At 64.8% G+C, this 25,579-nt stretch carries 22 protein-coding genes; 14 read left to right on the forward strand and 8 right to left on the reverse strand.

From position 1 onward, the window contains the following. Positions 1–88 precede the first annotated feature (88 nt). From AB4Y40_RS05335 to pcaC, 3 genes are read left to right on the forward strand one after another with little or no spacing between them, the layout of a single operon-like run. Positions 89–1,456 (forward strand): 3-carboxy-cis,cis-muconate cycloisomerase, encoded by a 1,368-nt coding sequence (locus AB4Y40_RS05335; protein ID WP_368687102.1) that lies wholly within the window; start codon positions 89–91, stop codon positions 1,454–1,456. Positions 1,457–1,485: 29 nt separating this feature from the next. Continuing rightward, complete coding sequence (gene pcaD, locus AB4Y40_RS05340; RefSeq protein ID WP_133184727.1) at positions 1,486–2,274, forward strand: 3-oxoadipate enol-lactonase; 789 nt, start codon at positions 1,486–1,488, stop codon at positions 2,272–2,274. Further along, the gene (gene pcaC, locus AB4Y40_RS05345; RefSeq protein ID WP_028206361.1) at positions 2,274–2,663 is read left to right on the forward strand and encodes a 4-carboxymuconolactone decarboxylase; all 390 of its coding nucleotides are present in this window, start codon (positions 2,274–2,276) and stop codon (positions 2,661–2,663) included. The genes pcaD and pcaC overlap by 1 nt, the downstream gene beginning before the upstream one ends. A gap of 37 nt (positions 2,664–2,700) precedes the next feature. Here the strand turns inward: pcaC and AB4Y40_RS05350 are convergent, their stop codons facing one another. The 3 genes from AB4Y40_RS05350 to AB4Y40_RS05360 form a co-directional block, all read right to left on the reverse strand. Beyond that, the gene (locus tag AB4Y40_RS05350) at positions 2,701–3,768 is read right to left on the reverse strand and encodes an NAD(P)/FAD-dependent oxidoreductase (RefSeq protein ID WP_368686732.1); all 1,068 of its coding nucleotides are present in this window, start codon (positions 3,766–3,768) and stop codon (positions 2,701–2,703) included. A 44-nt stretch (positions 3,769–3,812) separates the two neighbouring features. Then, positions 3,813–4,061 carry a hypothetical protein gene (locus tag AB4Y40_RS05355; RefSeq protein WP_368686733.1) on the reverse strand — a complete coding sequence of 83 codons (249 nt, stop codon included), beginning with the start codon at positions 4,059–4,061 and terminating at the stop codon, positions 3,813–3,815. A gap of 226 nt (positions 4,062–4,287) precedes the next feature. Next, positions 4,288–5,616, reverse strand: a complete 1,329-nt coding sequence (locus AB4Y40_RS05360) for an aspartate aminotransferase family protein (protein WP_368686734.1) — start codon at positions 5,614–5,616, stop codon at positions 4,288–4,290. A gap of 172 nt (positions 5,617–5,788) precedes the next feature. On the opposite strand from AB4Y40_RS05360, the gene AB4Y40_RS05365 reads away from it, so the two are divergent. Next, on the forward strand, positions 5,789–7,192 hold the full coding sequence (locus tag AB4Y40_RS05365) for a PLP-dependent aminotransferase family protein (RefSeq protein WP_368687103.1): 1,404 nt from the start codon (positions 5,789–5,791) through the stop codon (positions 7,190–7,192). An 18-nt stretch (positions 7,193–7,210) separates the two neighbouring features. On the opposite strand, the gene AB4Y40_RS05370 is transcribed toward AB4Y40_RS05365, so the two are convergent. From AB4Y40_RS05370 to AB4Y40_RS05390, 5 genes are all read right to left on the reverse strand, one after another. Next, positions 7,211–9,586, reverse strand: a complete 2,376-nt coding sequence (locus AB4Y40_RS05370) for a DNA polymerase II (protein WP_368686735.1) — start codon at positions 9,584–9,586, stop codon at positions 7,211–7,213. A 72-nt stretch (positions 9,587–9,658) separates the two neighbouring features. Next, positions 9,659–10,276 carry a LysE family translocator gene (locus tag AB4Y40_RS05375; RefSeq protein ID WP_321931129.1) on the reverse strand — a complete coding sequence of 206 codons (618 nt, stop codon included), beginning with the start codon at positions 10,274–10,276 and terminating at the stop codon, positions 9,659–9,661. 198 nt (positions 10,277–10,474) lie between these two features. Next, on the reverse strand, positions 10,475–11,929 hold the full coding sequence (locus AB4Y40_RS05380; RefSeq protein WP_368686736.1) for a DUF2252 domain-containing protein: 1,455 nt from the start codon (positions 11,927–11,929) through the stop codon (positions 10,475–10,477). A 55-nt stretch (positions 11,930–11,984) separates the two neighbouring features. Then, positions 11,985–13,718: a SulP family inorganic anion transporter gene (locus AB4Y40_RS05385; protein ID WP_368686737.1), complete on the reverse strand. Its 1,734-nt coding sequence runs from the start codon at positions 13,716–13,718 to the stop codon at positions 11,985–11,987. Further along, a complete protein-coding gene (locus tag AB4Y40_RS05390; RefSeq protein ID WP_368686738.1) occupies positions 13,715–14,515 on the reverse strand; it encodes a TrkA family potassium uptake protein in 801 nt (266 codons plus the stop codon). Before AB4Y40_RS05390 ends, AB4Y40_RS05385 begins: the two co-directional genes overlap by 4 nt. A 641-nt stretch (positions 14,516–15,156) precedes the next feature. On the opposite strand from AB4Y40_RS05390, the gene AB4Y40_RS05395 reads away from it, so the two are divergent. The 10 genes from AB4Y40_RS05395 (at position 15,157) to AB4Y40_RS05440 (ending at position 25,558) form a co-directional block, all read left to right on the forward strand. Next, positions 15,157–15,618 (forward strand): hypothetical protein, encoded by a 462-nt coding sequence (locus AB4Y40_RS05395; protein ID WP_368686739.1) that lies wholly within the window; start codon positions 15,157–15,159, stop codon positions 15,616–15,618. A gap of 157 nt (positions 15,619–15,775) precedes the next feature. Continuing rightward, positions 15,776–16,870, forward strand: coding sequence for an efflux RND transporter periplasmic adaptor subunit (locus tag AB4Y40_RS05400; RefSeq protein ID WP_368686740.1), 1,095 nt, complete (start codon positions 15,776–15,778; stop codon positions 16,868–16,870). Continuing rightward, complete coding sequence (locus AB4Y40_RS05405) at positions 16,867–19,944, forward strand: efflux RND transporter permease subunit (protein WP_368686741.1); 3,078 nt, start codon at positions 16,867–16,869, stop codon at positions 19,942–19,944. The genes AB4Y40_RS05400 and AB4Y40_RS05405 overlap by 4 nt, the downstream gene beginning before the upstream one ends. Positions 19,945–20,027: 83 nt before the next feature. Next, the gene (locus AB4Y40_RS05410; protein WP_368686742.1) at positions 20,028–20,555 is read left to right on the forward strand and encodes a Na+/H+ antiporter subunit E; all 528 of its coding nucleotides are present in this window, start codon (positions 20,028–20,030) and stop codon (positions 20,553–20,555) included. Beyond that, entirely contained in the window at positions 20,548–20,832 is a 285-nt protein-coding gene (locus AB4Y40_RS05415) for a monovalent cation/H+ antiporter complex subunit F (protein ID WP_368686743.1), read from the forward strand. The genes AB4Y40_RS05410 and AB4Y40_RS05415 overlap by 8 nt, the downstream gene beginning before the upstream one ends. Next, complete coding sequence (gene mnhG / locus AB4Y40_RS05420) at positions 20,829–21,122, forward strand: monovalent cation/H(+) antiporter subunit G (protein ID WP_368686744.1); 294 nt, start codon at positions 20,829–20,831, stop codon at positions 21,120–21,122. Before AB4Y40_RS05415 ends, mnhG begins: the two co-directional genes overlap by 4 nt. Continuing rightward, positions 21,119–22,063 carry a hydrogenase subunit MbhD domain-containing protein gene (locus tag AB4Y40_RS05425; protein WP_368686745.1) on the forward strand — a complete coding sequence of 315 codons (945 nt, stop codon included), beginning with the start codon at positions 21,119–21,121 and terminating at the stop codon, positions 22,061–22,063. Before mnhG ends, AB4Y40_RS05425 begins: the two co-directional genes overlap by 4 nt. Further along, on the forward strand, positions 22,060–22,410 hold the full coding sequence (locus AB4Y40_RS05430; protein ID WP_133184712.1) for an NADH-quinone oxidoreductase subunit K: 351 nt from the start codon (positions 22,060–22,062) through the stop codon (positions 22,408–22,410). Before AB4Y40_RS05425 ends, AB4Y40_RS05430 begins: the two co-directional genes overlap by 4 nt. Then, a complete protein-coding gene (locus AB4Y40_RS05435) occupies positions 22,407–23,921 on the forward strand; it encodes a complex I subunit 5 family protein (protein WP_368686746.1) in 1,515 nt (504 codons plus the stop codon). The genes AB4Y40_RS05430 and AB4Y40_RS05435 overlap by 4 nt, the downstream gene beginning before the upstream one ends. Beyond that, positions 23,918–25,558, forward strand: coding sequence for a proton-conducting transporter membrane subunit (locus AB4Y40_RS05440; RefSeq protein ID WP_368686747.1), 1,641 nt, complete (start codon positions 23,918–23,920; stop codon positions 25,556–25,558). The genes AB4Y40_RS05435 and AB4Y40_RS05440 overlap by 4 nt, the downstream gene beginning before the upstream one ends. Positions 25,559–25,579 lie beyond the last annotated feature (21 nt).

A 25,579-nucleotide genomic window follows, 5' to 3' on the forward strand; every position in this document is an offset into this window, starting at 1 on the left:
CGGCAACCGTCGGCTTTCGTCGACGGTTGCCGCGCCCGCTTCGTTCCGGCTGTCTCCGAACGCCCGCTTTTCCCACCCGCCACACTCCATGATTGAACGCCTCACGAGCCTGATCTGCGGGACCGAACCGATGAACGCGGTCTGGTCTCCCAATGCCACGCTGCAACGCATGCTGGACGTCGAAGCGGCGCTCGCGCGCGCCTCGGCGGCGCATGGCGTGATTCCGCAGTCGGCCGTGGCCGCGATCGTCGAAGCCTGTGCGGCGGATCAGCTCGACGCACCGGCGCTCGCACGCGACGCCGCGCTGGGCGGCAACCTGGCGATCCCGCTCGTCAAGCAGCTCACGGCGCGCGTGAAGTCCGCCGACCCCGAAGCCGCCAAATACGTCCACTGGGGCGCCACGAGCCAGGACATCATCGACACGGCCACCGTGCTGCAGTTGCGCGACGCGCTCGCGCTGATCGAGCGCGGCATCGACGCGCTCTGCGCAACGCTGGCGGACCTCGCGCGCACGCATCGCGCGACGCCGGCGGTCGGGCGCACGTGGCTGCAGCAGGCGCTGCCCATCACGCTCGGATTGAAGTTCGCGCAATGGCTCGACGCGGTACTGCGCCATCGCGAACGCCTCATCGTGCTGCGCGAGCGCGCGCTCGTGCTGCAGTTCGGCGGCGCGGCGGGCACGCTCGCGAGCCTGCGCGACGCCGCCCCGGCGGTGAGCGCCGCGCTCGCGCAGGAACTCGGTCTCGCGTTGCCCGCCTTGCCCTGGCACACGCAGCGCGACCGCATTGCCGAAGCCGCGTCGTTCTTCGGCATGCTCATCGGCACGCTCGGCAAGATCGCGCGCGACATCTCCCTGCAGATGCAGACCGAAATCGGCGAGCTGGGCGAGCCGGCGGCCGCAGGCAAGGGCGGTTCCTCGACCATGCCGCACAAGCGCAATCCGGTGGGTTGCGCAGCCGTCCTGACGGCTGCCGCGCGCGCGCCGGGCCTCGTCGCGACGGTGTTCGCGGGCATGGTCCAGGAACACGAGCGCGCGCTCGGCGGCTGGCAAGCCGAGTGGGATGCGCTGCCCGATCTCGCGCGCCTCGCCGGCGGCGCGCTCGCGCAGATCGAACAGATCACGGCCGGACTCGAAGTGCGGCCCGAACGGCTCGCGGCGAATCTCGACATCACGCACGGCCTCATTCTCGGCGAAGCCGTGATGCTCGCGCTCGGCGACCGGATCGGGCGTCTGGACGCGCATCATCTCGTTGAGCGCGCATCGAAATCCGCGGTGCAAAGCGGCCGCACGCTGTACGAAGTCCTCGCGGCGGATCCCGCCGTGACGAGGCACCTGGACGAAGCGCGCCTCGAGGCGCTGCTCGATCCGGCCAATTACGTGGGGCAGGCGCACGCGTTCGTCGACGCGGTGCTCGCGTCGTATGAAGCGAAAGCCAAGCAGCGCACGTCCCATTGATCACAGAAGACACACGAGGAGTAACACGCATGCCTTACGCAGCCGTCAACGACACGCATTTGTTCTACCGCATCGACGGTGCGGAGAACCATTCGGCGCCATGGGTGGTTCTGTCGAATTCGCTCGGTAGCGACGTGTCGATGTGGACGCCGCAGATCGTCGAGTTCACGAAGCATTTCCGCGTGCTGCGCTACGACACGCGCGGCCACGGCCACTCGGCGGCGCCGCTGGGCCCGTACACCATCGAGCAGCTGACCGGCGACGTGATCGGCCTGATGGATCAGCTCGGCATCGAACGCGCACATTTCGTCGGGGTTTCGATGGGCGGCCTGACCGGCGTCGGCCTCGGCGCGCGTTACGCCAACCGCATCGATCGTCTCGTGCTGTGCAATACGGCCGCGAAGATCGGCTCGCCGGAAGTGTGGGTGCCGCGCGCCGCGAAGGCTCGCAGCGAAGGCATGCTCGCGCTCGCCGAAGCCGTGCTGCCGCGCTGGTACACGCCCGAATTCATCGCGAACAATGCGCTCGTGATGTCGCAGGTGCGCGACGTGTTCGTGCATACCGACAAGGACGGCTATGCTTCGAACTGCGAAGCGATCAACGCCGCCGACCTGCGCGGCGAGGCGCCGTCGATCAAGGCGCGCACGCTCGTGATTTCGGGTACGCACGATCTGGCCGCGACGCCCGCACAAGGGCGCGAACTGGCCGAATCGGTGCCGGGCGCACGCTATGTCGAACTGAACGCCGCGCACATCTCGAACGTCGAGTTGGCGGACGAGTACAACAAGATCGTGCTCGATTTCCTGTTGGGGGCGTGATGAACGACGAAGACCGCTACGAAGCCGGCATGAAGGTGCGCCGCGCGGTGCTGGGCGACGCGCACGTCGATCGCTCGCTCGCCAACCGCACCGAAGTGACCGAGGAATTCCAGAACTTCATTTCGCGCTACGCGTGGGGCGAGATCTGGACGCGCGATGGCCTGCCGCGCCACACGCGCAGCCTGCTGACGATCGCGATGATGGTCGCGCTCAACCGCAGCGAAGAACTGGCGCTGCATCTGCGCGCCGCGCGCAACAACGGCGTCACGCGCGACGAGATCAAGGAAGTGCTGCTGCAAACGGCGATTTACTGCGGCGTGCCGGCGGCGAACTCGGCGTTCCATCTCGCCGACCGCATCTTCCGCGAGCAGGACGCCGAGCAGGCCTGATCGCGCGGTGACAAAGCGCCGGGCGCTCGCCCCGCGTTCAGTCGAACACCGGCGACTCCACGCCGAGCACCTTGTGCAGGCGCGTGCTGGTCGTCGTGTACTGCAGATGGATTTTCTTCTCGGGAAACACATGATGCGCCGCGCCGAACGCAGCGAGCGCGGCTTCGTGAAAGCCGGAGAGAATCAGCTTCTTCTTGCCCGGATAAGTATTGATATCGCCGACGGCAAAGATGCCCGGCACGCTCGTCTCGAAGCGCGCCGTATCCACGGGCAACTGCTTGCGTTCTATTTCGAGGCCCCATTGCGCGATCGGCCCGAGTTGCGGCGACAAGCCGTAGAACACGAGCAGGTAGTCGAGATCCAGCGAGCGCGTGACGCCGTCGCCGCCCGTCACCTTGATGCGCTTGAGCTTGCCGCCTTCGTCGTCGAAGCCGGTCAGCTGGCCGACGATGGACTGCATGCGCCATTCCTCGCATAGCGCGTGCATCTTCGCGACCGTTGCCGGCGCGGCGCGATAGCCCTCGCGCCGGTGCAGCAGAATCACGCTCTGCGCGACGTCCACGAGCTGCAGCGCCCAGTCGAGCGCCGAATCTCCGCCGCCGCACACCACGACGTCCTTGTCGCGAAAGCGCTCGAGATCGCGCACGCGATAGAACAGCTGCGTGTCGCGGTATCGCTCGATGCCGCTCAGCTTGAGCGTGCGCGGTTGAAACGAGCCCACGCCCGCCGCGATGAACACCGTCTTCGCCAGAAACTGCGTCCCCTTGCTCGTCTGCACGAAAAAGCGGCCGTCGGCGCGCGGCTCGACGATTTGCACTTCCTGGCCGAGATGGAACGTCGCGCCAAACGGCTCGATCTGCTGCATCAGCGCATCGACGAGCTGTTGCCCGGTGCACATCAGCACGGCCGGAATGTCGTAGATCGGCTTGTCGGGGTAAAGTTCGGCGCACTGGCCGCCCACCACCGGCAGCGAATCGACCACGTGCGCGTGGATTTCCATCAGGCCCAGTTCGAACACCTGGAAAAGGCCCACCGGCCCGGCACCGATGATGAGCGCATCGGTTTCGATGAGCTGCGGCGGGAAGTGATCGTTGCGCTCGTTCATCGGCGAGCTCTCCTTGCAAGAGGCAGGGACAATGATCAAGACTACTATTCTTCTGGCTGCACGTCGGCTACGTAACGACGCAGGCAGGCGAGCAGCGCGGCTTCCTCGGCGCGGCTCGCTGCGTCGCTGGCCGAGCCCGCGTCGCGCTCTTCGCCGAACATGGCCGCGGGCGCGGGGATCGTGTCGACCACTCGGCCGTCACGGAACATGCGGATTTGATGGGTCGCTTCCACATACTCGGCGATCCAGTGGACGCCCTCTATATGCGTGCCGATGCGGACTGGCATCTTCATGAGATTCCCTCCTGGCCAGCGCACGTCGGTCGATGCGCGCTCGCCGCAATCGCGTTTCTTATGGCGGATAGGGCAACGATACGCCGATGGCGCGCGCTGTGCTTGAACCCGGTCCTCGCGCGCCCACGGCCGAAAAAAGAAAAGGCGGCCCGAGCCCGGGCCGCCCTTGCGGCGGATTACCAAATGAAAGCAGGCGCGCGTAGACGTTAGCTCGCGCCTCGCCGTGTTACTGCACCGTGGCGAGCACGTCGCGCACCGTGCCGAACAGGCGTGCGATTTCCTCTTCGGTCACGATGAGCGGCGGCGAGAACGCGAGAATGTCGCCCGTGAAGCGGATCAGCACGCCCGCCTCGAAGCACTTCACGAACACCTCGTAAGCGCGCGCACCCGGCGCGCCGTCGCGCGAGTCGAGTTCGATGCCCGCGACGAGGCCGAGATTACGCACGTCCTTCACGTGCTTCTCGCCGCGCAGCGCATGCGCGGCGGCCTCGAACTTCGGCGCGAGCGCGCCGGCGCGCTCGAACAGGCCCTCGCGGCGATACAGGTCCTGCGTCGCGATCGCGGCGGCGGCCGCGAGCGGGTGCGCCGAATAGGTATAGCCGTGGAACAGCTCGATTGCGCCCTGCGCGCCGCTGTTCACGATCGTGTCGTGGACCGTGCGGCTCGCGGCCACGCCGCCCATCGGCACGGCGGCATTGTTGATCGCCTTGGCCATCGTGATGATGTCGGGCGTCACGCCGAAATGCTCGCTGGCCGTGGCCTTGCCGAGGCGCCCGAAGCCCGTGATGACCTCGTCGAAAATCAGCAGGATGCCGTGCTTCGTGCAGATCTCGCGCAGACGCTGCAGATAGCCTTGCGGCGGAATCAGCACGCCGGTCGAGCCTGCCACGGGCTCGACGATCACGGCGGCGATGGTTGAGGCGTCGTGCAGCGCGACGATGCGCTCGAGGTCTTCAGCGAGATGGGCGCCCCAGGCCGGCTGGCCCTTCGAGAACGCGTTGTGCTCGAGATCATGCGTATGCGGCAGATGATCGACGGCCGGCAGCAGCTGGCCCGAAAACGCCTTGCGATTCGGCGCGATGCCGCCCACCGAGATGCCGCCGAAGCCCACGCCGTGATAACCGCGCTCGCGGCCGATCAGCTTGGTGCGCTGGCCTTCGCCGCGTGCGCGATGGTAGGCGAGCGCGATCTTCAGTGCGGTGTCGACCGACTCCGAGCCGGAATTGGTGAAGAACACCCGGTCGAGCCCGGCCGGCATGATTTCGGCGATCTTCTGGGCCGCTTCGAACGCGAGCGGGTGGCCCATCTGGAACGTGGGGGCGAAGTCGAGCGTACCGGCCTGCTGGGCGATGGCCGCGACGATTTCCTCGCGCGCATGGCCCGCGTTCACACACCAGAGGCCCGCGCTGCCGTCCAGCACTTCGCGGCCATCGGTCGTGCGGTAGTACATGCCTTTGGCCGATTCGAGCAGGCGCGGCGCGGCCTTGAACTGGCGATTGGCGGTGAAGGGCATCCAGAACGACGAGAGATCGTCGATGACGGGGCGCGAAGTCATGCGTGCTTCTCCTCAGGTGGGTTTGGCTCAACTGTAGCGCCGAGGCTTGAACGACGGCATAGACAGTCTCTATACTGATCTGCAAACCGTGCTGGACAATTCTCGCCAACTGTATTGGTCGGCGCGCAGAATCGTACGGGTTTTCCCTCGCACTATACGCTTGCTTTCCCCGATGATCGAACTCGAACTGGAGCGCGGCCGCGGCGTCACGACGACGCTTGTCGAGCAGCTCGTGCAAGGCTTCACGCGCGCGATTGAAGCGCAAACGCTGCGCGCCGGGGCGCTTTTGCCCTCGGTGCGCCAGCTCGCGCAATCGCACGAACTGTCGACCTATACAGTGACCGAGGCGTACAACCGTCTCGTGTCGATGGGCTTCGTCGTCGCGCGGCGCGGCTCGGGCTACCGCGTGGCGCCCCGCAACGGGTCGGCGCCGGCGAGCGCGGCGGGCTGGCAGCCGCCCACGCTGACGGCGACCTGGCTGCTCTCCGACGTGTTCGCCGATCATTCGGTGCCGATCAAGGCGGGCTGCGGCTGGGTGCCGGGCGAGTGGATCAACGAAAGCGGCCTGCAGCACGCCTTGCGCGCCATGAGCCGGGTGCCGGCCGTGCGGCTTGGCGACTACGGGCACCCGTACGGTTACGCGCCGCTGCGCGAGCGCATCGCGGCGCAGCTGGACCGCCAGGGGCTGCCTGTCGAGGTGTCGAACGTCCTGCTCACGCAGGGCGCGACGCAGGGGCTCGATCTCATCGTGCGTACGCTGCTGCGGCCCGGCGATACGGTGCTCGTGGAAGACCCCGGCTACTGCAATCTGCTGCAGATTCTCAAGCTCGCGGGGCTCACGGTGCACGGCGTGCCGCGCACGCCGGCCGGGCTTGACATCGAGGCGCTCGAGCGCCAGGTGGCGGCGCACCAGCCGAAGGCGATCTTCGTGAACACGACGCTGCAGAATCCCACCGGCGCGACGTATGCGATGTCCAATGCCTTCCGCTTGCTGCAGATCGCCGAGCGCCAGCGCATGTGGGTCGTCGAGGACGATGTGAGCCGCGAGCTTGCGCCGCCAGGCGCGCCGCTGCTCGCGGCGATGGAAGGCTTGCAGCGCGTGCTGTACGTCAGCGGTTTTTCGAAGACGGTCACGCCCTCGCTGCGTTGCGGCTATGTGGTCGCCGAGCGCGACGTGCTGCGCGAGCTGGCGCGCGCGAAGATGGCGGTGGGGCTCACCTCGTCGGCGACCATCGAGCGCATGGTCGACAAGGTCCTGCTCGAAGGGCGCCACGCGCGCCATGTCGAACTCGTGAACGAACGGCTGAAGGCCGCGCATGCCTGCGTGGAGGAGCGGCTCGACGCGCTGGGTCTCGAGATCTTCCACCGGCCGCGCGCGGGGCTGTTCGTGTGGGCGCGCCTTGCCGTCGAACCCGAACGGGCCGGCGCGATCGCCACGGCGGCGCTGCGCGACGGCATCTGGCTCGCGCCGGGCTCCTATTTCAGGCCCGACGACGAACCGAGCGCGTGGTTTCGCTTCAACGCGCCGTATTCGACGGACGATGCGCTGTGGCGGTTCATCGAGCGCGGACGCTAAGTGTGAGATGCCGCATGCCTAAAACAGACTCTGCTGCCCCGACATCAACGTATCGAAATCCTCGCGCAGGAAAGGCAGGATCGCGTCCGCAACCGGCTGTAGCTGGCGGCTCACATAGAACGCGTAATCGAGCGGCGAACTCAGCGTTTCGAGCGGCTCGGGGCCGGCCGTCGTCATCACGTAGCTGATCCAGCCGCCGTTCTGATACTGGAGCGGACGGCCTTTCGCGCGATTGAACTCGTCCGCGACGCGCGCCGCCCGCACGTGCGGCGGCACGTTGCGCTGGTACTCGACGAGCGGCCGCCGCAGGCGCTTGCGGTAGACGAGCTGGTCGTCCAGTTCGCCGTTGAGCGTGCGCCGCACATAGTCGCGGATGTAATCCACATAAGGCTCGCGCTGGAAAATGCGCCGGTACAGTTCGCGCTGGAATTCCTGCGCGAGCGGCGTCCAGTCGGTGCGCACGGTTTCGAGGCCCTTGAACACGACTTCTTCGCCGCCGTTCTTCGCGAGCGTGAGGCCGGCGTAGCGCTTTTTGCTGCCTTCTTCCGCGCCGCGCACCGTGGGCATGAGAAAGCGCGAGTAGTGGCGTTCGAACTGCAGCTCCAGAGCGCTTTGGAGACCGAAGCGTTCCTGCAGTTCGGTCTTCCACCAGGCATTGACGTGCTCGACCAGTTGCTTGCCGGTTCGCGTGGCGTCGGCTTCGCTGTGTGCGTGCTTGAGCCAGACGAAGGTCGAGTCGGTGTCGCCGTAGATCACGTCGTAGCCTTGCGCCTCGATGAGCTGACGGGTTCTGCGCATGATCTCGTGCCCGCGCATCGTGATCGAAGAGGCGAGGCGCGGGTCGAAGAAGCGGCAGCCGGTCGATCCGAGCACGCCGTAGAATGCGTTCATGATGATCTTGAGCGCCTGCGAAAGCGGGGCGTTGTGCTGCCGCTTCGCATGTTCGCGGCCCTCCCACACCTGGCGCACGATTTCCGGCAGACAGTGCTTCTCGCGGGAAAAGCGCGCGCCGAGAAAGCCGGGCACGGACGCTTCGTCGCTCGGGTCGCCCAGCCCTTCGATGAGCCCGACCGGATCGATCAGGAAGGTGCGGATGATCGAGGGGTAGAGGCTCTTGTAATCGAGCACGAGCACCGAATCGTAGATGCCGGGGCGCGAGTCCATGACGAAGCCGCCGGGGCTGTTTTCGCCCACCACGTCGCCGAGATTGGGCGCGACGTAGCCGAGCCGATGCATTTTCGGCAGATACAGATGCGTGAACGCGGCCACCGAGCCGCCGCTGCGATCCACGGGTAGCCCCGTGACCGATGCGCGTTCGAGCAGAAAGGCCATCAGTTCGGTTTTCTCGAAGACGCGCGTGACCAGCTCGCAGTCCTTGAGGTTGTAGATGGCCAGCGCGGGTTTGTCTTCGTCGAAGCGGCGCTGGATCTCGTCCATGCGCTGATACGGATTGTCGATCGACTTGCCCTCGCCGAGCAGCGCCTGGGCGACGTATTCGAGGCTGAACGACGGAAAGCTCCAGGTGGCCGAGCGCAGCGCCTCGATGCCGTCGATGATGAGGCGGCCCGCGGCGCCCGCGAAGAAATGATTCTCCCGCATGCCGTGCTCGCGCCACTCCATGACCTCGCCGCCGCGCCCAAGACGCAGGGGTACGCCGGTTTGCTGGGCGTGCGCGTGCAACACGCGCAGATCGAACTGCACGAGATTCCAGCCGATGATCGCGTCGGGATCGTGCTTCGCCATCCATGCGTTGAGGCGTTCGAGCATCTGCGCGCGGCTTGCGCAGTATTCGAAGTCGAAGTCGATCTGGCTCGCGTCGCCGTTTGCGGGACCGAGCATATAGACCTGGCGTTGTCCGCAGCCTTCGAGCGCAATGGAATAAAGCTCGCCCTGGGCGCTCGTTTCGATGTCGAGCGACACCAGTTTCAGCTGCGGGCGATAGCCGTTGGCGGGCTTCATCTCGCCGTCGAGCAGCACGCCGCTGTTATCCGGGCTACCCGCGTCGCCGCGAAACAGCACGGGCGCCGTGATGAAGCGCTCCATCATGTAGCGCTCGGGCGGCTGGATATCGGCTTCGTAGACGTCGACGCCCGCTTTGGCGAGGCGCTTTGCGTGCCCGGCCAGGGCGCGATATTGCGGCGAGTAGAGCCCCAGCGCCGGGCGGCGCTGGAAGTCGCACAGATTGAGCGGGCGTAGCTCGGCGCGTGCGTCGCCCTTCAGCGCGGCGCGGGCCGCGGCTTCCTGGGCGGCCGGCACGAATGCGACAGAGGGCTGGGGGCGCAGGCGCAGCTGGCGCGGCCCCGCGTCGGTCGCGAGCCAGAAGTCGACCTCGGTGTGTTCGCCCGTATCGCGCCAATGGCGGGTGAGAATAAAACCCGCTTCAAACTCAGACAAAGTGTGACTCCGCCGCCCATGTTTCCCGCTTGCGATTGTAGCGTTTGAACGTGGGAAGGGCGGCGGGTCGTCTTAATGTTGAAGCAAATGCGCGAACATCGGATACAGCGAAACGAGCAGCGATAGCGCCATGAAGACGTTGAAGGCACGCAGCCGGCGCGGATTCGACAGAAAGCGCCGCATGCTGGTGCCGAACGCGGCCCAGATACAGATGCAGGGCAGGCCGATCACATAGAACAGGAAGGCCATCGCCATCGTGTTGGTGCCGAAGTTCGTGGAAAGGCGGATCGTGGTGGCGGCCGTGAGCACCATCATCCACGCCTTGGGGTTGACCCACTGGAACGCGATGGCTTCGTGAAAGCGCATGGGCCGGTGCTCGCCGCTCTTCACCTTGATGTCGCCCGAGGTGCCGATTTTCCACGCGAGATACAGCAGGTACGCAATGCTCGCGACCTCCAGCACGGTATAGAGCGACGGGACGTGCCTGAACACCTGGCCAAGCCCGAAGCCCACCGAGAGCATGAGCACGACCACGCCCGCGCTGATGCCCAGAATGTGCGGCACCGTGCGACGAAAACCGAAGTTGACGCCGGACGCGAGCAACATCGTGTTATTGGGGCCGGGCGTGATAGTCGTGACCACGACGAAGAGCATGCCGGCGGGCAGCGCGCTGAGCATTTCGGGCAGCATGATGCGAGGGGCTCCGGAAAGAGAAAACAAAATCGACGGAACCAGTTTATCGATAGTGCTCGGTACAGTACCGGTACAGTTGTGCAGACGCTGAACGGTACGGATTGGGGGCGTGAAGGGGCTGAGTGGCATCGACGGAAGCGGCGCGCAGGCCGGAGCGGCGCGTCCCAACGTGCCGGACTGAACAGCGCCCGGACCCTATTGACGAATGACCTGAATGCGTCCCGCCTTGACTGCCGCTTTCAATACCGCCCAGTCTCTCTCGTTCTGTTCTGCGTAGGCGAGCGAGAATCGCACGATGGCTTCGTCGAACACCTCCGACTTGCCCGCATAGCCGCTGAGCAGCGCGGGATCGCCTGCCTTCGCCATCGAATGGGCCAACGCGTGGGCGCAGGAGACCGCATACTCGCCGAGATCTTCGACGTCGAAGGTCGTGAAGTCGAAGGCGCCCTTCATGTCGCGCAATTGCCTCACGTAGAAGTCGTTGCCGGTGTGGCGCATCTTCGACCACCCGAGGAAGATGTCACTGGCAGACTGCAGCAGACGCTGCCCGTTGACCACCCGTTGACCATGATTGGGATAGCGGCTCGGCGGCAGGTAGTCCTCCAGCACGGAAGCGCGCGCCTCCTTGAGCTGAAGGAAAAGCGGGCAATCGCCGTCGGCCATGAAAAGCGCCTCATAGCAACGCGTTCCGACCGAGCCGATGCCCACCACGCGAATGGCGACATCCACCAGTTCATATCGGTCGAACAGGGCGCGCCTGTCGTCGGGAAGCGTCAGCCGGTAGTCGGCGAAGAAGCGCCGTACCATCGCGTTGTACTGCTTGCTGTCACTCGCGCTCTCCAGCGGTACGTGATACACGAGCGGCGGGACATCCTTGATCCGCAGCTTGCCGTTGATGACCTCGGTTGCATGAGTCAGCACGGTACGCGACGACTGTTGTCTTGCCTTTTCGATGACGGCCAGTTCCTTGTTCCTTTCTTCGACGGAATCGGCAATGGCCAGCATGCTCGCCGCCTTGAACTGGCAGTACCAGACGTCGAGCGTGTCCATGCGGCTGAAGTCGGCGAGCCGTAGGCGGAAGGTTGCGCACAACCGGCGCACGATGCGTTGCTGGTCACGCAAGGCAAAGCCGCGCTCGCGCGCAGCGATCACGAACGATGTCGCCAGTCTGCGTACGTCCCAGTCGAATGGTCCAGGCAGCGTCTCGTCGAAGTCGTTGGGGCCGAACACAACGCGCCGCTCGGGGCTCGCGAACAGACCGAAGTTAGCCAGGTGTGCATCGCCACCCAGTTGCACGATCACGTTGGAATGCGGCAGCTTCGACAGATCGTGCGCCATGAGCGGCGCCGCACCGCGATAGAACGCGAACGGACTCGCGACCATGCGTCCATAACGGATGGGTATCAGTTCGACTACCCGCCCCACATTGGAAGCGTCGAGGAGTGCGATGGGATCGCGATCTGCAATCCGGCATTCGGCGAGCTTCTCGCGCGGCACTTCCTTGCGAGCCGTCTTGCCCCGTCTGACGCGATCGGCCAGCGAGCCACGCCCCGCAAAGAGTGTGGATGGGTCTTCCTGCAGCGCCGGCGTACCCGGGTCAGCGAGATCTGCGCCGGGGGCGGCGCGCTTTGTTTTAGCGGAATCAGGCACGAGCACTCCTTTTGTCGATTCAAGACCGGATCGGACCTGTGTCATATCAGTCGCTTCATTGCGGCCTGGCGTCTTGAGAAGTCGAGGACGTAGACGGCGAAATGTCACGCAGTGCCTCGATTGCGGCGTCGACGGTTGCAAAGACCTCGCGATGCACGCCGCTCACACGCAATGCCTTGTACCGCTCGATTTCGTGTCGGACGCCCGAGGGGAGGGCGACCGCGGCTATGCCCACACCGTGCTTGTCGAGTTCGCCGCCTAGCTGGATCAAGGTCTTGCCTGCCGTGTAGTCGATGTTGCTGATCTCCGATGCGTCGATCACCACCCAGCGCAGCCCCGGACTCGCTTCGTTGACGAGCTTGAGCACCTCTTCCGTGAAGCGGCCGGTGTTCGCATAGAACAGGTCGGCTTCGAAACGGTAGACGACGATCCCAGGTGCGGCGAGCAGATCGGGCTCGACGTGTCGCGCGATCCAGCTGTCGCCGGGGCCTCGCGTCAGCACCCGGGTCCGCAGGCGGTAGCTGTGGCGTGCATGCGCGATCAGTGAAAGCACGACGGCAGCAAGAATGCCGTGCATCACGTCGACGAATACGACGACGCCCGTAGTCAGCAACGCCACGACGAGCTCGTCCTTCTGCATGCGATACAGTTCGATCATGCCTTTCACGTCGATCAGCTTTACGCCGATCATGAAGACGATGGCCGACAACACGGCAGCAGGGAGCAGACTCAGCGGTTTCGTGAGAAATAGCAGCACCAGCAGCACGATGGCGGCGGTCGTGAGGTGGGCGACCTGGGTGCGGCCGCCCGCGTCGTCGAGCATCTCGGTCTTGGTCGGGCTGCCGTTCACGACGAAGGTTCCCGTGAAAGCCGCTGCCGCGTTGGCGGCCGCGAGCCCGATGATATCGGCGTTGTCGTCGCCCCTTTCGTTATAGCGATTGGCGTACGCGCGTGCCGTTGCTGCGCTCTGGGCAATGATGACGATGAAGCACGAGGCGGCCGTGACCAGTACCTGATTGATCGCGCCCATATGCAACGGTGGAAGGAACAATGACGGGAGTCCACCCGGCACTTCGCCCGTGACCGCGATGCCATGTCCGGCGAAATTGAACACGCCGCTTGCCACGATGGAGCCGATCACGGCGATCAGCGCACCCGGTGCGCGCGGCACGAAGCGCTTGCAGCCGATGATCACCACGAGCACGGCGATCGAGAGCATCGTGGTCGGATAGTTGGCCTGGGCCACGCGTTGCAACGCGGACGCGATCTGCATCAACGGCCCATGCCCTTGCTTGGCGAGTCCGATCAGGCCGGTAAGCTCGCCTGCCGCGACCTGGATGCCGACGCCGGTCAGGAAGCCGATCAACGCGCTGCGGGAAAGAAAGTCGGCCAGAAAACCCAGACGAAAAACACGCGCGATCACCAGCATCACCGAGACCGTCAAGGCGACGGTGCTCGTGAGGCCGACATAGTCCTTGCTGCCGAGCGCGGCGACGGCCGTCAAGGTACCCGCGAGAATGGCGGCCGTGGCCGAGTCGGCGGCGACGACCAGTTGTCGCGACGCACCAAAGAGCGCGAATGCCACGAGCGGCAGCAGGATCGTATAGAGGCCCGTCACGGTGGGCGTGCCGGCAATTTTCGTGTATCCCATCACTTCGGGAATGCCGAGTGCGGCCAGCGTGATCCCGGCGATGATGTCGTGCGGCAGTTGCGCGGGATTGAAGGGCAGCAGTCCCTGCAGGAAAGGCAGGTGAGGCAGGCGGTGCGGTGTAGGAGCGGCGGGCTTCATCGTGCGGCCTCCGCTGCAGTCGTAATCCTGGCGACCAGTGCTTTGGCGATGATGTCGTCGGCAATGACGACGTTGGTCGCGCCAGCGTTCTCCAGCAGCCCTTTTCGCAGGGGGTTTTCGCCAGGTACGGCAATGGGGAGCGACGGGTTGAGCGTATGGGCCAGCAGGGTGATCGCCAGATTGTTATTGCTGTCGGGTGTCGTGACGAACATGGCTTTCGCGCTATCGAGTCGCGCACGCTTGAGCACGTCGTCGAAGGCGTCCGGCGAGCCGAGTACGACGAGATGCCCGCAATCCGTTGCCCGGTTGGCCTGATCCTGATCGCCCACGAGTACGAGCACGGTGTTGCCCGCTTCATGCAGGTAGTTTGCAACCCGTTCTCCGAGAGAATGGAATCCCACGACCACGACGTGATTGGCGAGTTGCTCGAACTTGCGTTCCATGATTCTGTTCTCCCGATAAGCCATCACGTCATCGCCCGATAGCATGCCTGTGAGTCGCGAAACGGCGAACCCGCCGATCAGCAGTGTCGCGACCATGGCCAGAAGCATGAAGGCCTTTTGAGGCGGACTGAATTCGCTGAAGGCGCCGAGTGTCGTAATGAGATTGACTCCGTTCCAAAGAGCCGTAAACAGTTTGTCGGAGAAAGAGTGGCTGGTCTGATCGAGGGCGATCAGGCCGATGGTGGCACCGCCCAGCAGCATGACCAGAAGGCCGATTGTGTGATGTGCGCGACGGCGCCATTCTCGAATACGGATGACCCCAAGACGAGGTTCATCGACACGGAAGATCCACATGGTTACCTCGGATTGTTGGTCTGATCGAGACAACAGCGAACCTGATGCCAAGGGGATACGCTCTCCCTTTTTGCGCCCGTAGTCAATAGTAAATAATCAGGAGCCCAATGTATTAACCGGGTGAGCGACGACGCAATGCGGCAACTTGTTTCAGACGATAAAACAGATCGGAAGGAAAAAGAAAACCTTATAGCCGCTGACGCATGTCGTAGTAGTTAGCCGATTAAGAACCAGGAAGGCCTGCGACTGCAGACAAACTCGCCTTGACAAATTCGTTGCTGCTCGACCGCGAGCTTTCCAGGTGACGCATCGTGCCGGACATAGCCCGATCAATATGGGGCGCAATCTGGACGCGTTCGAAATTCGTCGCGAGAGATAAGAGACGTTGCCGAAGCAGATGGATAAAAAATGCGCGCCACATTGAATCGCTGAACCATTTTCGAAACGAATGCCACGTTGAAAACGTCATGTGCGAATCGTATTCCATAATGTTCGCCAGGTATTCGGAGGGTGGATGGAAAAAGACCATTCTCCGCGTACGCATTGGCTGAATGTTCGCTAATGATTATGCGTGGAATCGTTAGCAAACAGGCCGAATGAATTAGCGAATCTGCAATGCGCCGCATTAAGGGGGGAATGTCATGCGATATCTCGCTGCAACACTTCTTGGCTCCGTGGCTGTCTCGGTGGCGCTGACCGGTTGCGAGGCGCCGACTTCCGGCTCGGTCTTCACGCCGGCGCAGGCTCAGCAGGTGTTCGTGATCGAACTGGGTACCGTCGAAACCGTGCGGCCCGTCACGATTCAGCCGGGCCCAACGGGCATCGGCGCGATCACTGGCGGCGCGCTTGGCGGCATCGCGGCTGGCAGCAACATCGGGCGCGGCACAGGCGCCGTTGCAGCGGGCATCGGCGGCGCGGTGCTGGGCGGCGCGGCAGGCAACGCCGTGGAGCAGCGCGTCACGCAGCGGCAAGGCCTTGAAATCGTCGTGCGTCTGGATTCGGGACAACTGATGTCGGTGGTGCAGGACGCGGATCAGCAGTTCGTCCCCGGTGATCGTGTGCGTGTGCTGATGGGCAACAACTCGGTACGCGTGACCCGATGAAGTGAGCGCAGGTGTCGTTGATCTCTCGAGGATGGATACCCCCGGCACGCCCGGCGGGGCTGCTACAGGGCGCGAAGCCATTTCACGGTGGACACGGGCAACCTGTCCAAGGATCCAGAGGAATACGCCAGTGTTTGCGAATCATGCTGCAGGTCGAATGGTTTCCCTGCATTTGGCCGTGACGCTGTGTGCGCTGTGTGTAACGGCGGCGGGCGGACTGTTGGCGGGCTGCCGTAAGGGCGAAGAGGCGCCGGTGACGGAAGTGCGCCCGGTACGCGTCGTCAGGATAGAAAAGCAGGAGGCCGGAGCGACCATCGCCTTGACCGGAAGATTGCAGGCGCAGGCCGAGATCAATCAATCGTTCCGTATCGACGGAAGAATGACGTCCCGCAACGTCGATGTCGGGGACCGTGTCAGGGCGGGCCAGGTGCTGGCGCGGCTTGACCGGATGAACGAGGAAAGCAGCCTGCAGTCCGCTCGGGCCCAGTTGGCCGCCGCGCAGGCACAAGCCCTGGAAGCGCGCACCATGTTCACCCGCATGCGCGATCTGCTTGCGGAGCATGCCGTGTCGCGTGCTTCGTTCGAACAGTCGGAAGCGATGGCAAAGATCACCCAGTCGCAAGTCGATTCGGCGCAGTCGCTGGTCAACATCGCGCAGAACCGGCTGAGCTATACCGACCTCGTTTCCGACGTAGCCGGCGTGGTGACGGCGCGTGGAGCGGAGCCGGGCGAGGTGGTTCCGGCTGGCCGCATGATTGTGCAGATCGCTCGCGAGGGCGCGGTGGATGCCGTATTCGATGTGCCCGCCGCGATCAAGGACGTCGCGCCGGCCAGTCCCGACATCGTCATCGCGCTTGCCAGCAACCCCGATGTCACCGCCGTTGGTAAGGTGCGCGAAGTATCGCCCCGCGCCGATCCGGTGACCGGAACCTTTGCGGTCCGGGTTCAAGTTCTCGATCCGCCTGCAGCCATGCGCCTTGGCAGTACGGTCATTGGCCACATGAAGCTCCCGCGCGCCGCGGCCATCGAAATTCCTTCGAGCGCCCTGATCCAGCCAGGAGGAAAGCCGGCGGTCTGGGTGGTCGATACGAAGACAGGGACGGTTTCGGTGCGTGAGGTCGAGCTTCAGGCGTATGGCGAGGACCGCGTTGAGGTGTCGCAAGGTCTCAACACAGGCGACGTGGTCGTGACTGCCGGCGTGCAGGCATTGCGGCCGGGACAGAAAATTAACTGGACCGAGGCAGTCAGGTGATTGGCCCGAATCTATCCGAGTGGGCGCTTTCGAAGCGCCCCCTGGTGGTGTTCCTGATGATCGCCGCACTCGTTGCGGGAACCCTGTCATTCTTGCGGTTGGGGCGCGCCGAAGATCCGGCCTTTACATTCCGCACCATGGTGGTGGCCGCCGCGTGGCCGGGGGCCACCGTCGACGACACGCTCTCGCAGGTGACCGAGCGGCTCGAACGCACGTTGCAGGAGACCCGTCACCTGGATCGCATACGCAGCTATACCACAGCGGGTCAGACGACAATCTTCGTCGATCTTCTGCAGTCCACGCCACCCTCCGAAGTCCAGGACGTCTGGTATCAGGTTCGCAAAAACGTGGACGATATGCGACAGACGCTCCCGGCGGGAACGCTCGGGCCGTTCTTCAACGATGACTTCGGCGACACCTACGGCATCATCTACGGCTTCACCGCCGACGGCTACAACATGCGCGAGTTGCGCGATCGCGTTGAGGCGATTCGCTCGCGCCTGCTGCTGGTGCCGGACGTCTCGAAGATCGAGGTCCTGGGCGCTCAGGACGAACAGATCTACATCGAATTCTCGACCACCCGTCTAGCGGGCTTGCGTCTGGACTACCCGACCATCGTCGCCGCATTGAGAGCGCAAAATCTCATCAGGCCGACCGGCGTCCTGCAAACCGGGCAGGAGCGGGTGTTCTTCAGGGTGACGGGCGCCTTCGATTCCGAACGCGACATCGAGAGTGTCAACCTCGTGCTGGGAGGGCGCATCGTACGCCTCGGCGACATCGCCACCGTGAGACGCGGCTTCGCCGACCCTCCGCAGCCAATGTTCCGCGTCAACGGCAAGCCCGCCATCGGCCTCGCGATCGCCATGCGCGATTCGGGCGACATACTCGCGCTCGGTCGCAACCTGAAGGCCGAGATGGCCGACGCCACCGCGAACCTGCCTGCTGGCATCGAGCCGTTCCTGGTCGCCAATCAGTCAGATACCGTCGACGTGGCGATCAACGACTTCATGGCGTCGCTCTGGCAGGCGATCATCATCATCCTGGTGTGCAGCTTCGTGAGTCTGGGCATACGGCCGGGGACGGTAGTGGCATTGTCTATCCCGCTGACGCTGGCGATTGTCTTCGGGATCATGGACGTCGTGCACATCGACCTGCACCGGGTCTCGCTGGGCGCGCTGATCATCGCGCTGACCTTGCTGGTCGACGACGCCATGACCACTGTCGACGCCATGATCAACCGCCTCGCCGCCGGTGACAGCAAGGATCAGGCGGCGACGTTCGCGTACCGTACGCTGGCCGCGCCAATGCTGATCGGCACGCTCGTGTCGATTTCCAGTTTCGTGCCGATTGGCTTCGCAAAAAGTTCGGCCGGCGAATATACGTTTTCTATTTTTGCGGTAGTCGCCATCGCACTGCTCGCGTCGTGGTTCGGTGCGGTGATTTTCTCGCCGCTGGTCGGTGTGGCAATCCTGAAAGCGCCCAAGGCCGAAAAGGAGCCGCGCAAGCCCGGCAAGATGCTGATGGCCTATGACCGCTTCCTGCGCGGCGCGCTGCGGCTCAGGTGGTTGACGATTGCCGTCACGCTCGCGGCGTTCGTGCTGTCGATCTTCCTCGTCCGGTTCGTGCCGCGGCAGTTCTTTCCCGCCTCGGACCGGCCGGAGCTGACGGTGGATCTGACCTTGCGCCAGAACGCGTCCATCCACGCGACCGCGGACCAGGTCGCGCGACTCGAAGCCATTCTGAAAAGCGATCCCGATGTCGATCACTTCAGCAGCTATGTGGGCCGCGGCGCAGTGCGCTTCATTCTTACCCTCAATGTTCAGTTGCCCAATCCGTTTTTCGCACAGGTCATCGTGGTCGCGAAAAGTCTCGAGGCGCGCGACCGGCTGCAATTGAAACTGGAGAAGACACTGAGCGAACAGTTCCCCGGTATCGTCGCCCGCGTGTCGCCGCTGGAACTGGGACCGCCGGTGGGGTGGCCGCTGCAGTATCGCGTCTCGGGCCCCGACCCGGCGCAGGTGCGCAGGGCCGCACTCGATCTGGCCGGTATCGTGGGTTCCGACGAGCGAACGCGCCACATCAATTTCGACTGGATGGAGCCGGCCCGGCAGATCCGCATCCACATCAACCAGGATGAAGCGCGTCAACTCGGCGTGAGTTCCGCCGCGCTGGCCGCCATCATGAACACCGTCATTACCGGAACACCACTCACGCAGATACGCGACGACATCTATCTGGTCAACGTCGTGGCGCGCGCGCAGGAAGAGCAGCCGCTGACGGTGCAGTCACTGAGTACGCTGCAGGTGCCCACGCCGAGCGGGCGCATGGTTCCACTCAGTCAGTTCGCGACGTTCACCGAGGAACAGGAGTCGCCGCTGATATGGCGGCGAAACCGCGTACCGACGCTCACGGTGCGCGCCGACGTGATGCATGGCGAGCTGCCCGACGAAGTCGTCGCAACGCTCGCGCCGAAGATCGATGCGTTCAATGCGAAGCTGCCCAAGGGTTACCACGTCGCGACTGGCGGCATCTTCGAGGAAAGCGCGATTTCGCAAGCCTCGGTATTTGCCGTGGTCCCGGTGATGATCGTGCTGATGCTGACGAGCATGATGCTGCTGCTGGTGAGCTTCAAGCGCCTGGCCATGGTGGTCTCGGTGATGCCATTGGGCCTGATCGGCGTGGTGCTCGCGCTGCTGGTTTTCAACCGGCCGCTTGGTTTCGTCGCCATTCTGGGCATTCTCGCGTTGATCGGCATGATCGCCAAGAACGGCCTGATCCTGATCGTGCAGATCGAGACTTTTCGACACGAGGGCATGGGCGTGCTGGAGGCCGTTGTCGCTTCGGGCACTTCGCGCATACGGCCAATGATGTTGACCTCGATCTCGACCGTGCTTGGCCTGATCCCGATCGCGCCTACGGTGTTCTGGGGCGCCATGGCCTTCGCGATCATGGGCGGCTTGCTGGTGGCGACGCTGCTGACCCTGGTGTTCCTGCCGGCCCTGTACATGGTGGTGTTTGGCAAAACAGACCGGCCGCCGCCGCAGTCTTCGGGGATGGCGAACGGGGCGACGTGAGCCGCCGGGGCCCGACTCCATCCGGCAGACGCCCGCCGTTTTCGCGCTCGCTGATTTTTTTCGATAGGGGAGGCGCATCTTCCATGAGCTCACCAACACTTCGTGCTTTCCTGCTCGACTGGCGTTCGCACTGGCGCGTCGCGCTGACACGCGCGGTTTGCTTTCTCGCGCTATGGATCATCCTGATGCCGAGCGTGAAGCCGGCCGATCTCGTCTGCGGCCTGATCGCGACGCTCGTCGCAACGCAGATGAGCCTGCGTCTCCTGCCTCCCGCCGCGGGAAGGGTACGGCTCGGCGCCTTACTCGTATTCGTTCCGCATTTCCTCTTGCAGTCCCTGCTCGCGGGCATCGACGTGGCGCGCCGCGCGTTGGACCCGCGCCTGCCTTTGCGGCCCGGTATCGTGGTCTATCGTGTCGGTTTTCCGCCGGGAACGGCGCGCAATGGTTTCGCCATCATCACGAGCCTCTTGCCGGGGTCGCTGCCGGTAGATGAGACCGCGGACGGGCTCGTCTACCACTGCCTCGACACCTCGCAGCGGGCTGACGAACAACTGGCGGACGAAGAACGGCGCCTCGCGGGCGCGCTGGTCAGCGGTGAACGTCATGGCTGACGTGCTCATCGCCGTTTGCGCGCTGGTGCTGCTGATGGTGGCCGTGGGCCTGCTGTCGGTGCTGCGCGGGCCCACGCGCGCCGACCGCATGATGGCCGCGCAACTGTTCGGCACGGGAGGGATCGCGGCGTTGCTGCTGGTCGGCACGGCAAGCGGCGTCGAGGCTGTCGTGGATGTGGCGTTGACGCTCGCCGTGCTGGCGGCGTTCGCGTCGGTCGCCTTCGTCAAGGCCGATCGTCAGGCAGAGGGCGATATCGTGAAAGAGGACCGGAAATGAAAGCCGTAGCCGATATTTTCACGATCATTGCCATGCTGGCCGGCATTGTCTTCTTCGTGGCCGGTACTGTCGGGCTGTTGCGGTTCCCGGACACGTACACGCGGCTGCACGCGTTGACCAAGGCCGACAACCTGGGCTTGGGCATGGTGGTGCTGGGGCTGTTGCCACAGACCGGTCATATCGTGATCGCCCTCAAGCTGATCGTGGTCTGGCTGCTGGTGATGCTGACGTCATCCGATGTGTCGCAGCTCATCGCGCGCGCCGCGCGCCGGCAGGAGGAGCGTGCATGATCGCCGCCATCTCCGTCGGTATCGGCATCCTGTTGCTGGGGCTTGCGCTCTGGACGGTCGTCGTGCGCGATACGTTCGCCGCGGTCGCCGGATTCATTCCTTACGGCCTGCTGCTTACGCTGGCCTGGCTAGTGCTTCGTGCTGTCGACGTCGCGTTGACCGAAGCGGCGATCGGCGCGGGCCTGACCGGCGCGCTGCTGATCCGCGCGGCGTCGCGGCTCGAGGCAACTGAAGCGGCGGCCCAGGCCGAAACGCCGGGCCTCGCGATGCGTGTCGCGGCAGGCGTGGCCGCCACGGCGGTCGCCGTCGTGATTGCCGTTAGCCTGTTGAGCTTGCCGGACCCCGCGCCGACCCTGGCGCCCGAGGTGGCGCGGCACATTCAGGCGACTGGCGTCGGCAACCCGATCACGGCCGTCCTGCTGTCATTTCGCGCGATCGACACGCTGCTGGAAGCCATCGTGTTGCTGTTCGGCGTGGTCGGCGTCTGGTCGCTGGCGCCGGACCGCTGCTGGGGCGGCAGGCCGGGACTGGCGCAGGTGGTGAGTCCCAACGACATTCTGGTGTATCTCGCGCGTGTATTGCCGCCGATAGGCGTCGTGATAGGCATCTACATTTTCTGGGTCGGCGCCGATCATCCGGGCGGCAAATTCCAGGGCGCCACGGTGATTGCCGCCATGTGGCTGCTCGTCATGATGTCCGGTTTGCGCGATGCGCCGCCGGTCAGCCGGCGCTGGCTGCGCGCCGTGCTGATCCTCGGGCCGGCGCTGTTCATCGCGCTTGGCCTGCTCGGCGCCGTCGTGGCGGGAGCGTTTCTCGCGTACCCCGATGGCTGGGCGAAGCTGTGGATCATCATCATTGAAGCCGCGCTGCTGCCTTCGCTTGCCGTGACCCTGGTCCTCCTGCTGGTCGGGCCACCGCAGCGGCCGGAGGTGAGCCCATGAACGTCTCGCAGTTGTTCGGCTTGACCGCTGCTGCCCTCGTGGGTCTCGGCCTCTATGGCCTGATCGTCAACCCGCAGCCCTTGCGCAAGGTGCTGGCCTTCAACCTGACGGGCAATGGCGTCTTTCTGGCTTGTGCCGTGATCGCGCATCGAGGCGCTGGCGCCGGCATGTCCGGCGATCCGGTGCCGCAGGCGCTATTGATCACGGCGATTGTCGTGTCGTTCGCCGCTTCCGCGCTCGCAGTCGGACTCATGCTGCGCAGGTTCGCGGAAACGGGCTCGAATTCTCTGTCGGCGGACGGTGATGCGGCGTCGGGCGGGGCGCGCGCCAATACGGAGGCGAGGTGACGACGCTGGCGCTCACGGGGCAATCGACGCCGGGCGGCCTGCTGCTGACGCTCGTCGTGTTGTTGCCTTTTGCCGGGATGCTGGCGGGGTTGGCGCTCGGCGGACGCCACGCGCAACGCGTGGCCTGGGTGACGATCGCCTTCGGTTTCGGCATCGTGCTGGAGATTGCGGCGAGGCTGCTGGTTTCGGGCGACGCATTGCGCTACCTGCTGGGCGGCTGGGCGCCGCCGCTCGGCGTCATGCTCCGCGCCGACGGCCTCTCGGTGTGCATGATGCTGGTGGTTGCCGTGGTGGTGGGGGCGGTGGCGATTTACGCCAATGGCGACTTCGGCACGCCGTCCGGCACGAACGAGGCTCGCGCGCCGCTGGCGTTCTGGCTGATGCTGCTGGCGGTATGGGGAGCGCTCAATCTGGTGTTTGTGAGCGGAGATATTTTCACGCTCTACGTCGCGCTCGAACTGCTGACTTTTGCGGGTGTTCCTCTCGTGTCTCTCGATGGCCGCGCCGAAACACTGCAGGCAGCGTTGCGTTATCTGTTGTACGCGCTGATCGGCTCGATGCTTTATTTGCTGGGGGTTTTTCTGCTCTATGGCGCCTATGGCACGCTGGACATTGCGCTGCTTGCCGCGAGGATCGGGGCGCAGCCGCTAGCCTGGACCGCGCTGGCGTTGATGACGGCCGGCATGCTTGCCAAAACCGCGCTGTTCCCGCTGCATCTGTGGTTGCCGCCTGCGCACGCGGGCGCACCCGCCGCCGCGAGCGCGCTGCTGTCGGCATTGGTCATCAAGGGATCGTGGTTCGTGGTGGTGCGGTTGTGGGTCGACGTCTTCGCCGGCATCGCAAGCGGATCCTGCTCGCAACTGCTTGCAGGCCTGGGGGCGCTCGCGATCCTCTTCGGTAATGTGGTGGCGCTGCGCCAGGTGCGGCTGAAGCTCTTGATCGCTTACTCGACGGTCGCCCAGATCGGCTATCTGTTCCTGCTGTTCCCGCTTGCCGTGCAGCACGAAAGCGCTCGAGCCGTCACGGGGGGCCTGTTGCAGGCCGTATCGCACGCGAGCGCAAAAGCGGCCATGTTCCTCGCGGCCGGTCTGATCTATAGCACGCTGGGGCATGACCGTCTGGCCGACCTGCGCGGTGCAGGGCGCGCCCTGCCCATGACGCTGACGGCTTTCGCGCTGGCCGGCGCCACGTTGATCGGCTTGCCGCCTTCCGGGGGCTTTCTGGCCAAGTGGCTGCTGATGTCGGCGGCACTCGCGACGGGGCAATGGTGGTGGGCGGTCGTGATGCTGGTCGGCGGCCTGCTCACGAGCGTCTACGTTTTCATGGTGGTGGTGCGCGCGATGGAGCCCGCTGCGCCCGGCTGGTCGCCGCAAAAGCAGGTGCCTCGTTTCCAGCAGTTCGCCGTGCTTGGCCTCGCAACGTGTTCTTTCCTGCTTGGCCTCGCCGTGCTGCTGCCGGTCGACGTGGCCCAGATTGGCCGCACAGTGATGCCGCCAGCGGGGCTGCCATGAACGTCTCCCAAGCTCTGCTCGTCGCAGCCGTCGGGTTGCCATTGCTGATGCTGCTGCTCTGTGCGTCGGCGCCTGTTCGCAGGCGCCTGCCGTCATGGTTCGCTGTCGCTGCGCTGCCCGCGCTGGCCGCGGCCGTCGGCGCCAGCCAGAGCGAAACCCTGATGCTCGGCCACAGCCGGTTCGCCCTCAGTTTCGCGCTCGATACGCCAGGCGCGGTGTTGCTCGGCACGGCGGCGCTGTTGTGGCTCTTCGTCGGAATCTATGCCGCACGATATGTACGCGGTCGCGAAGACATCGATGGGTTCGTCGTCTGCTGGCTCATGGCCTTGACCGGCAGCGTGGGCGTGTTTCTGACGGCCGATCTGATTGGCTTCTATCTGATGCTGGCGGTGTTGAGTGTCGGCGCCAGCGGGCTGGTGCTCCAGGGCGACGGGCCCGAAGCCCGATACGCGGGCGCGCTTTATCTTGGTGTTGCTTTACTGGCCGAGGCTTTCGTGCTGGGAGGATTCGTCCTGCTCGCACAGGCCACGCCTGGCGGCAGCCTGCTGATTCGCGATGCGGCTGCAGCCTTGCCGGGCTCCCCCTGGCGCAACGCCACGCTGCTATTGCTCCTGGTTGGCCTCGGCATGAAGGCCGGGATGGTGCCGCTGCATTTCTGGATGCCGCACGCCTATCGCGCGGCGCCTGTTCCGGCGGCGGCGGTGCTCAGCGGCGCGGTGGTCAAGGCGAGCGTGATCGCCTTGGTTCGTTTTCTGCCATTTACTTTCAACGACGCATGGCCGCACTTTGGCATTCCTTTCGCGGCGCTGGGCATGTTCGGCGCGTTCTACGGCGTAGCGATCGGTATCACCCAGTCCCAGCCGAAAGTCGTGCTTGCGTACTCGAGCGTCAGCCAGATGGGCTTCCTGATGGCCGTGATCGGCATGGGGCTAGCCGCAGGCGACCCCGCTACCGTCGTGGCAGCCGCCTACTATGCCGCGCACCATCTGCTCGTCAAAGGCACTTTGTTTCTGGGCGTGGGCGTGGTCGCGTTGATGGGTGCCGGATCGTTGCGATGGGTGCTGCTGCCCACGGCGGTCATCGCGCTTGGACTGGGCGGATTGCCGTTGACGGGCGGCGCACTGGCCAAGTACGCGGCCAAGGACCTGCTGGGCGGCGATCTCGCCGCGTCGTTGGCTGCGGCGTCTTCAGCCGCGACCACGTTGCTGATGCTTCATTTCGTGCGGCGTCTGGGTGCAGTGGCCACGACCGATTCCAACGCGCGCGCTCCGGGGCCGTTCAGGGGAGCATGGCTGGCAATGGTAGTGGTCTCGCTCGCCGTTCCGTGGGTGTTGTATCTGCGTATCCCGGCAGGCTCGCTACCCGAGGCCCTGGCTCCCGCGGCGTTGTGGTCGGCACTCTGGCCGGTACTCGTTGGCGCGGCGCTCGCGATTGGCTGGAACCGATGGGGCAAGACGGTGCCGTCCGTGCCTGTGGGAGATGTAGGTGGCCTCCTGCGCGGACTGCAACGAGGCAGCACGGGGGCTGCACGAATTGCCGTGTGTACGGATGCGTTCGTGCGCGGATGGGCCGTGTCCTGTCTGACGCTGTTGCTCGCGGCGCTGCTGTTCGGCGGCCTGCTCGCGGTGGCGGCATGATGTGTGTGGCGCAACCGACCG

Origin of the sequence: Paraburkholderia sp. EG287B, assembly GCF_040965595.1 — a bacterium.
GTDB lineage: Bacteria > Pseudomonadota > Gammaproteobacteria > Burkholderiales > Burkholderiaceae > Paraburkholderia.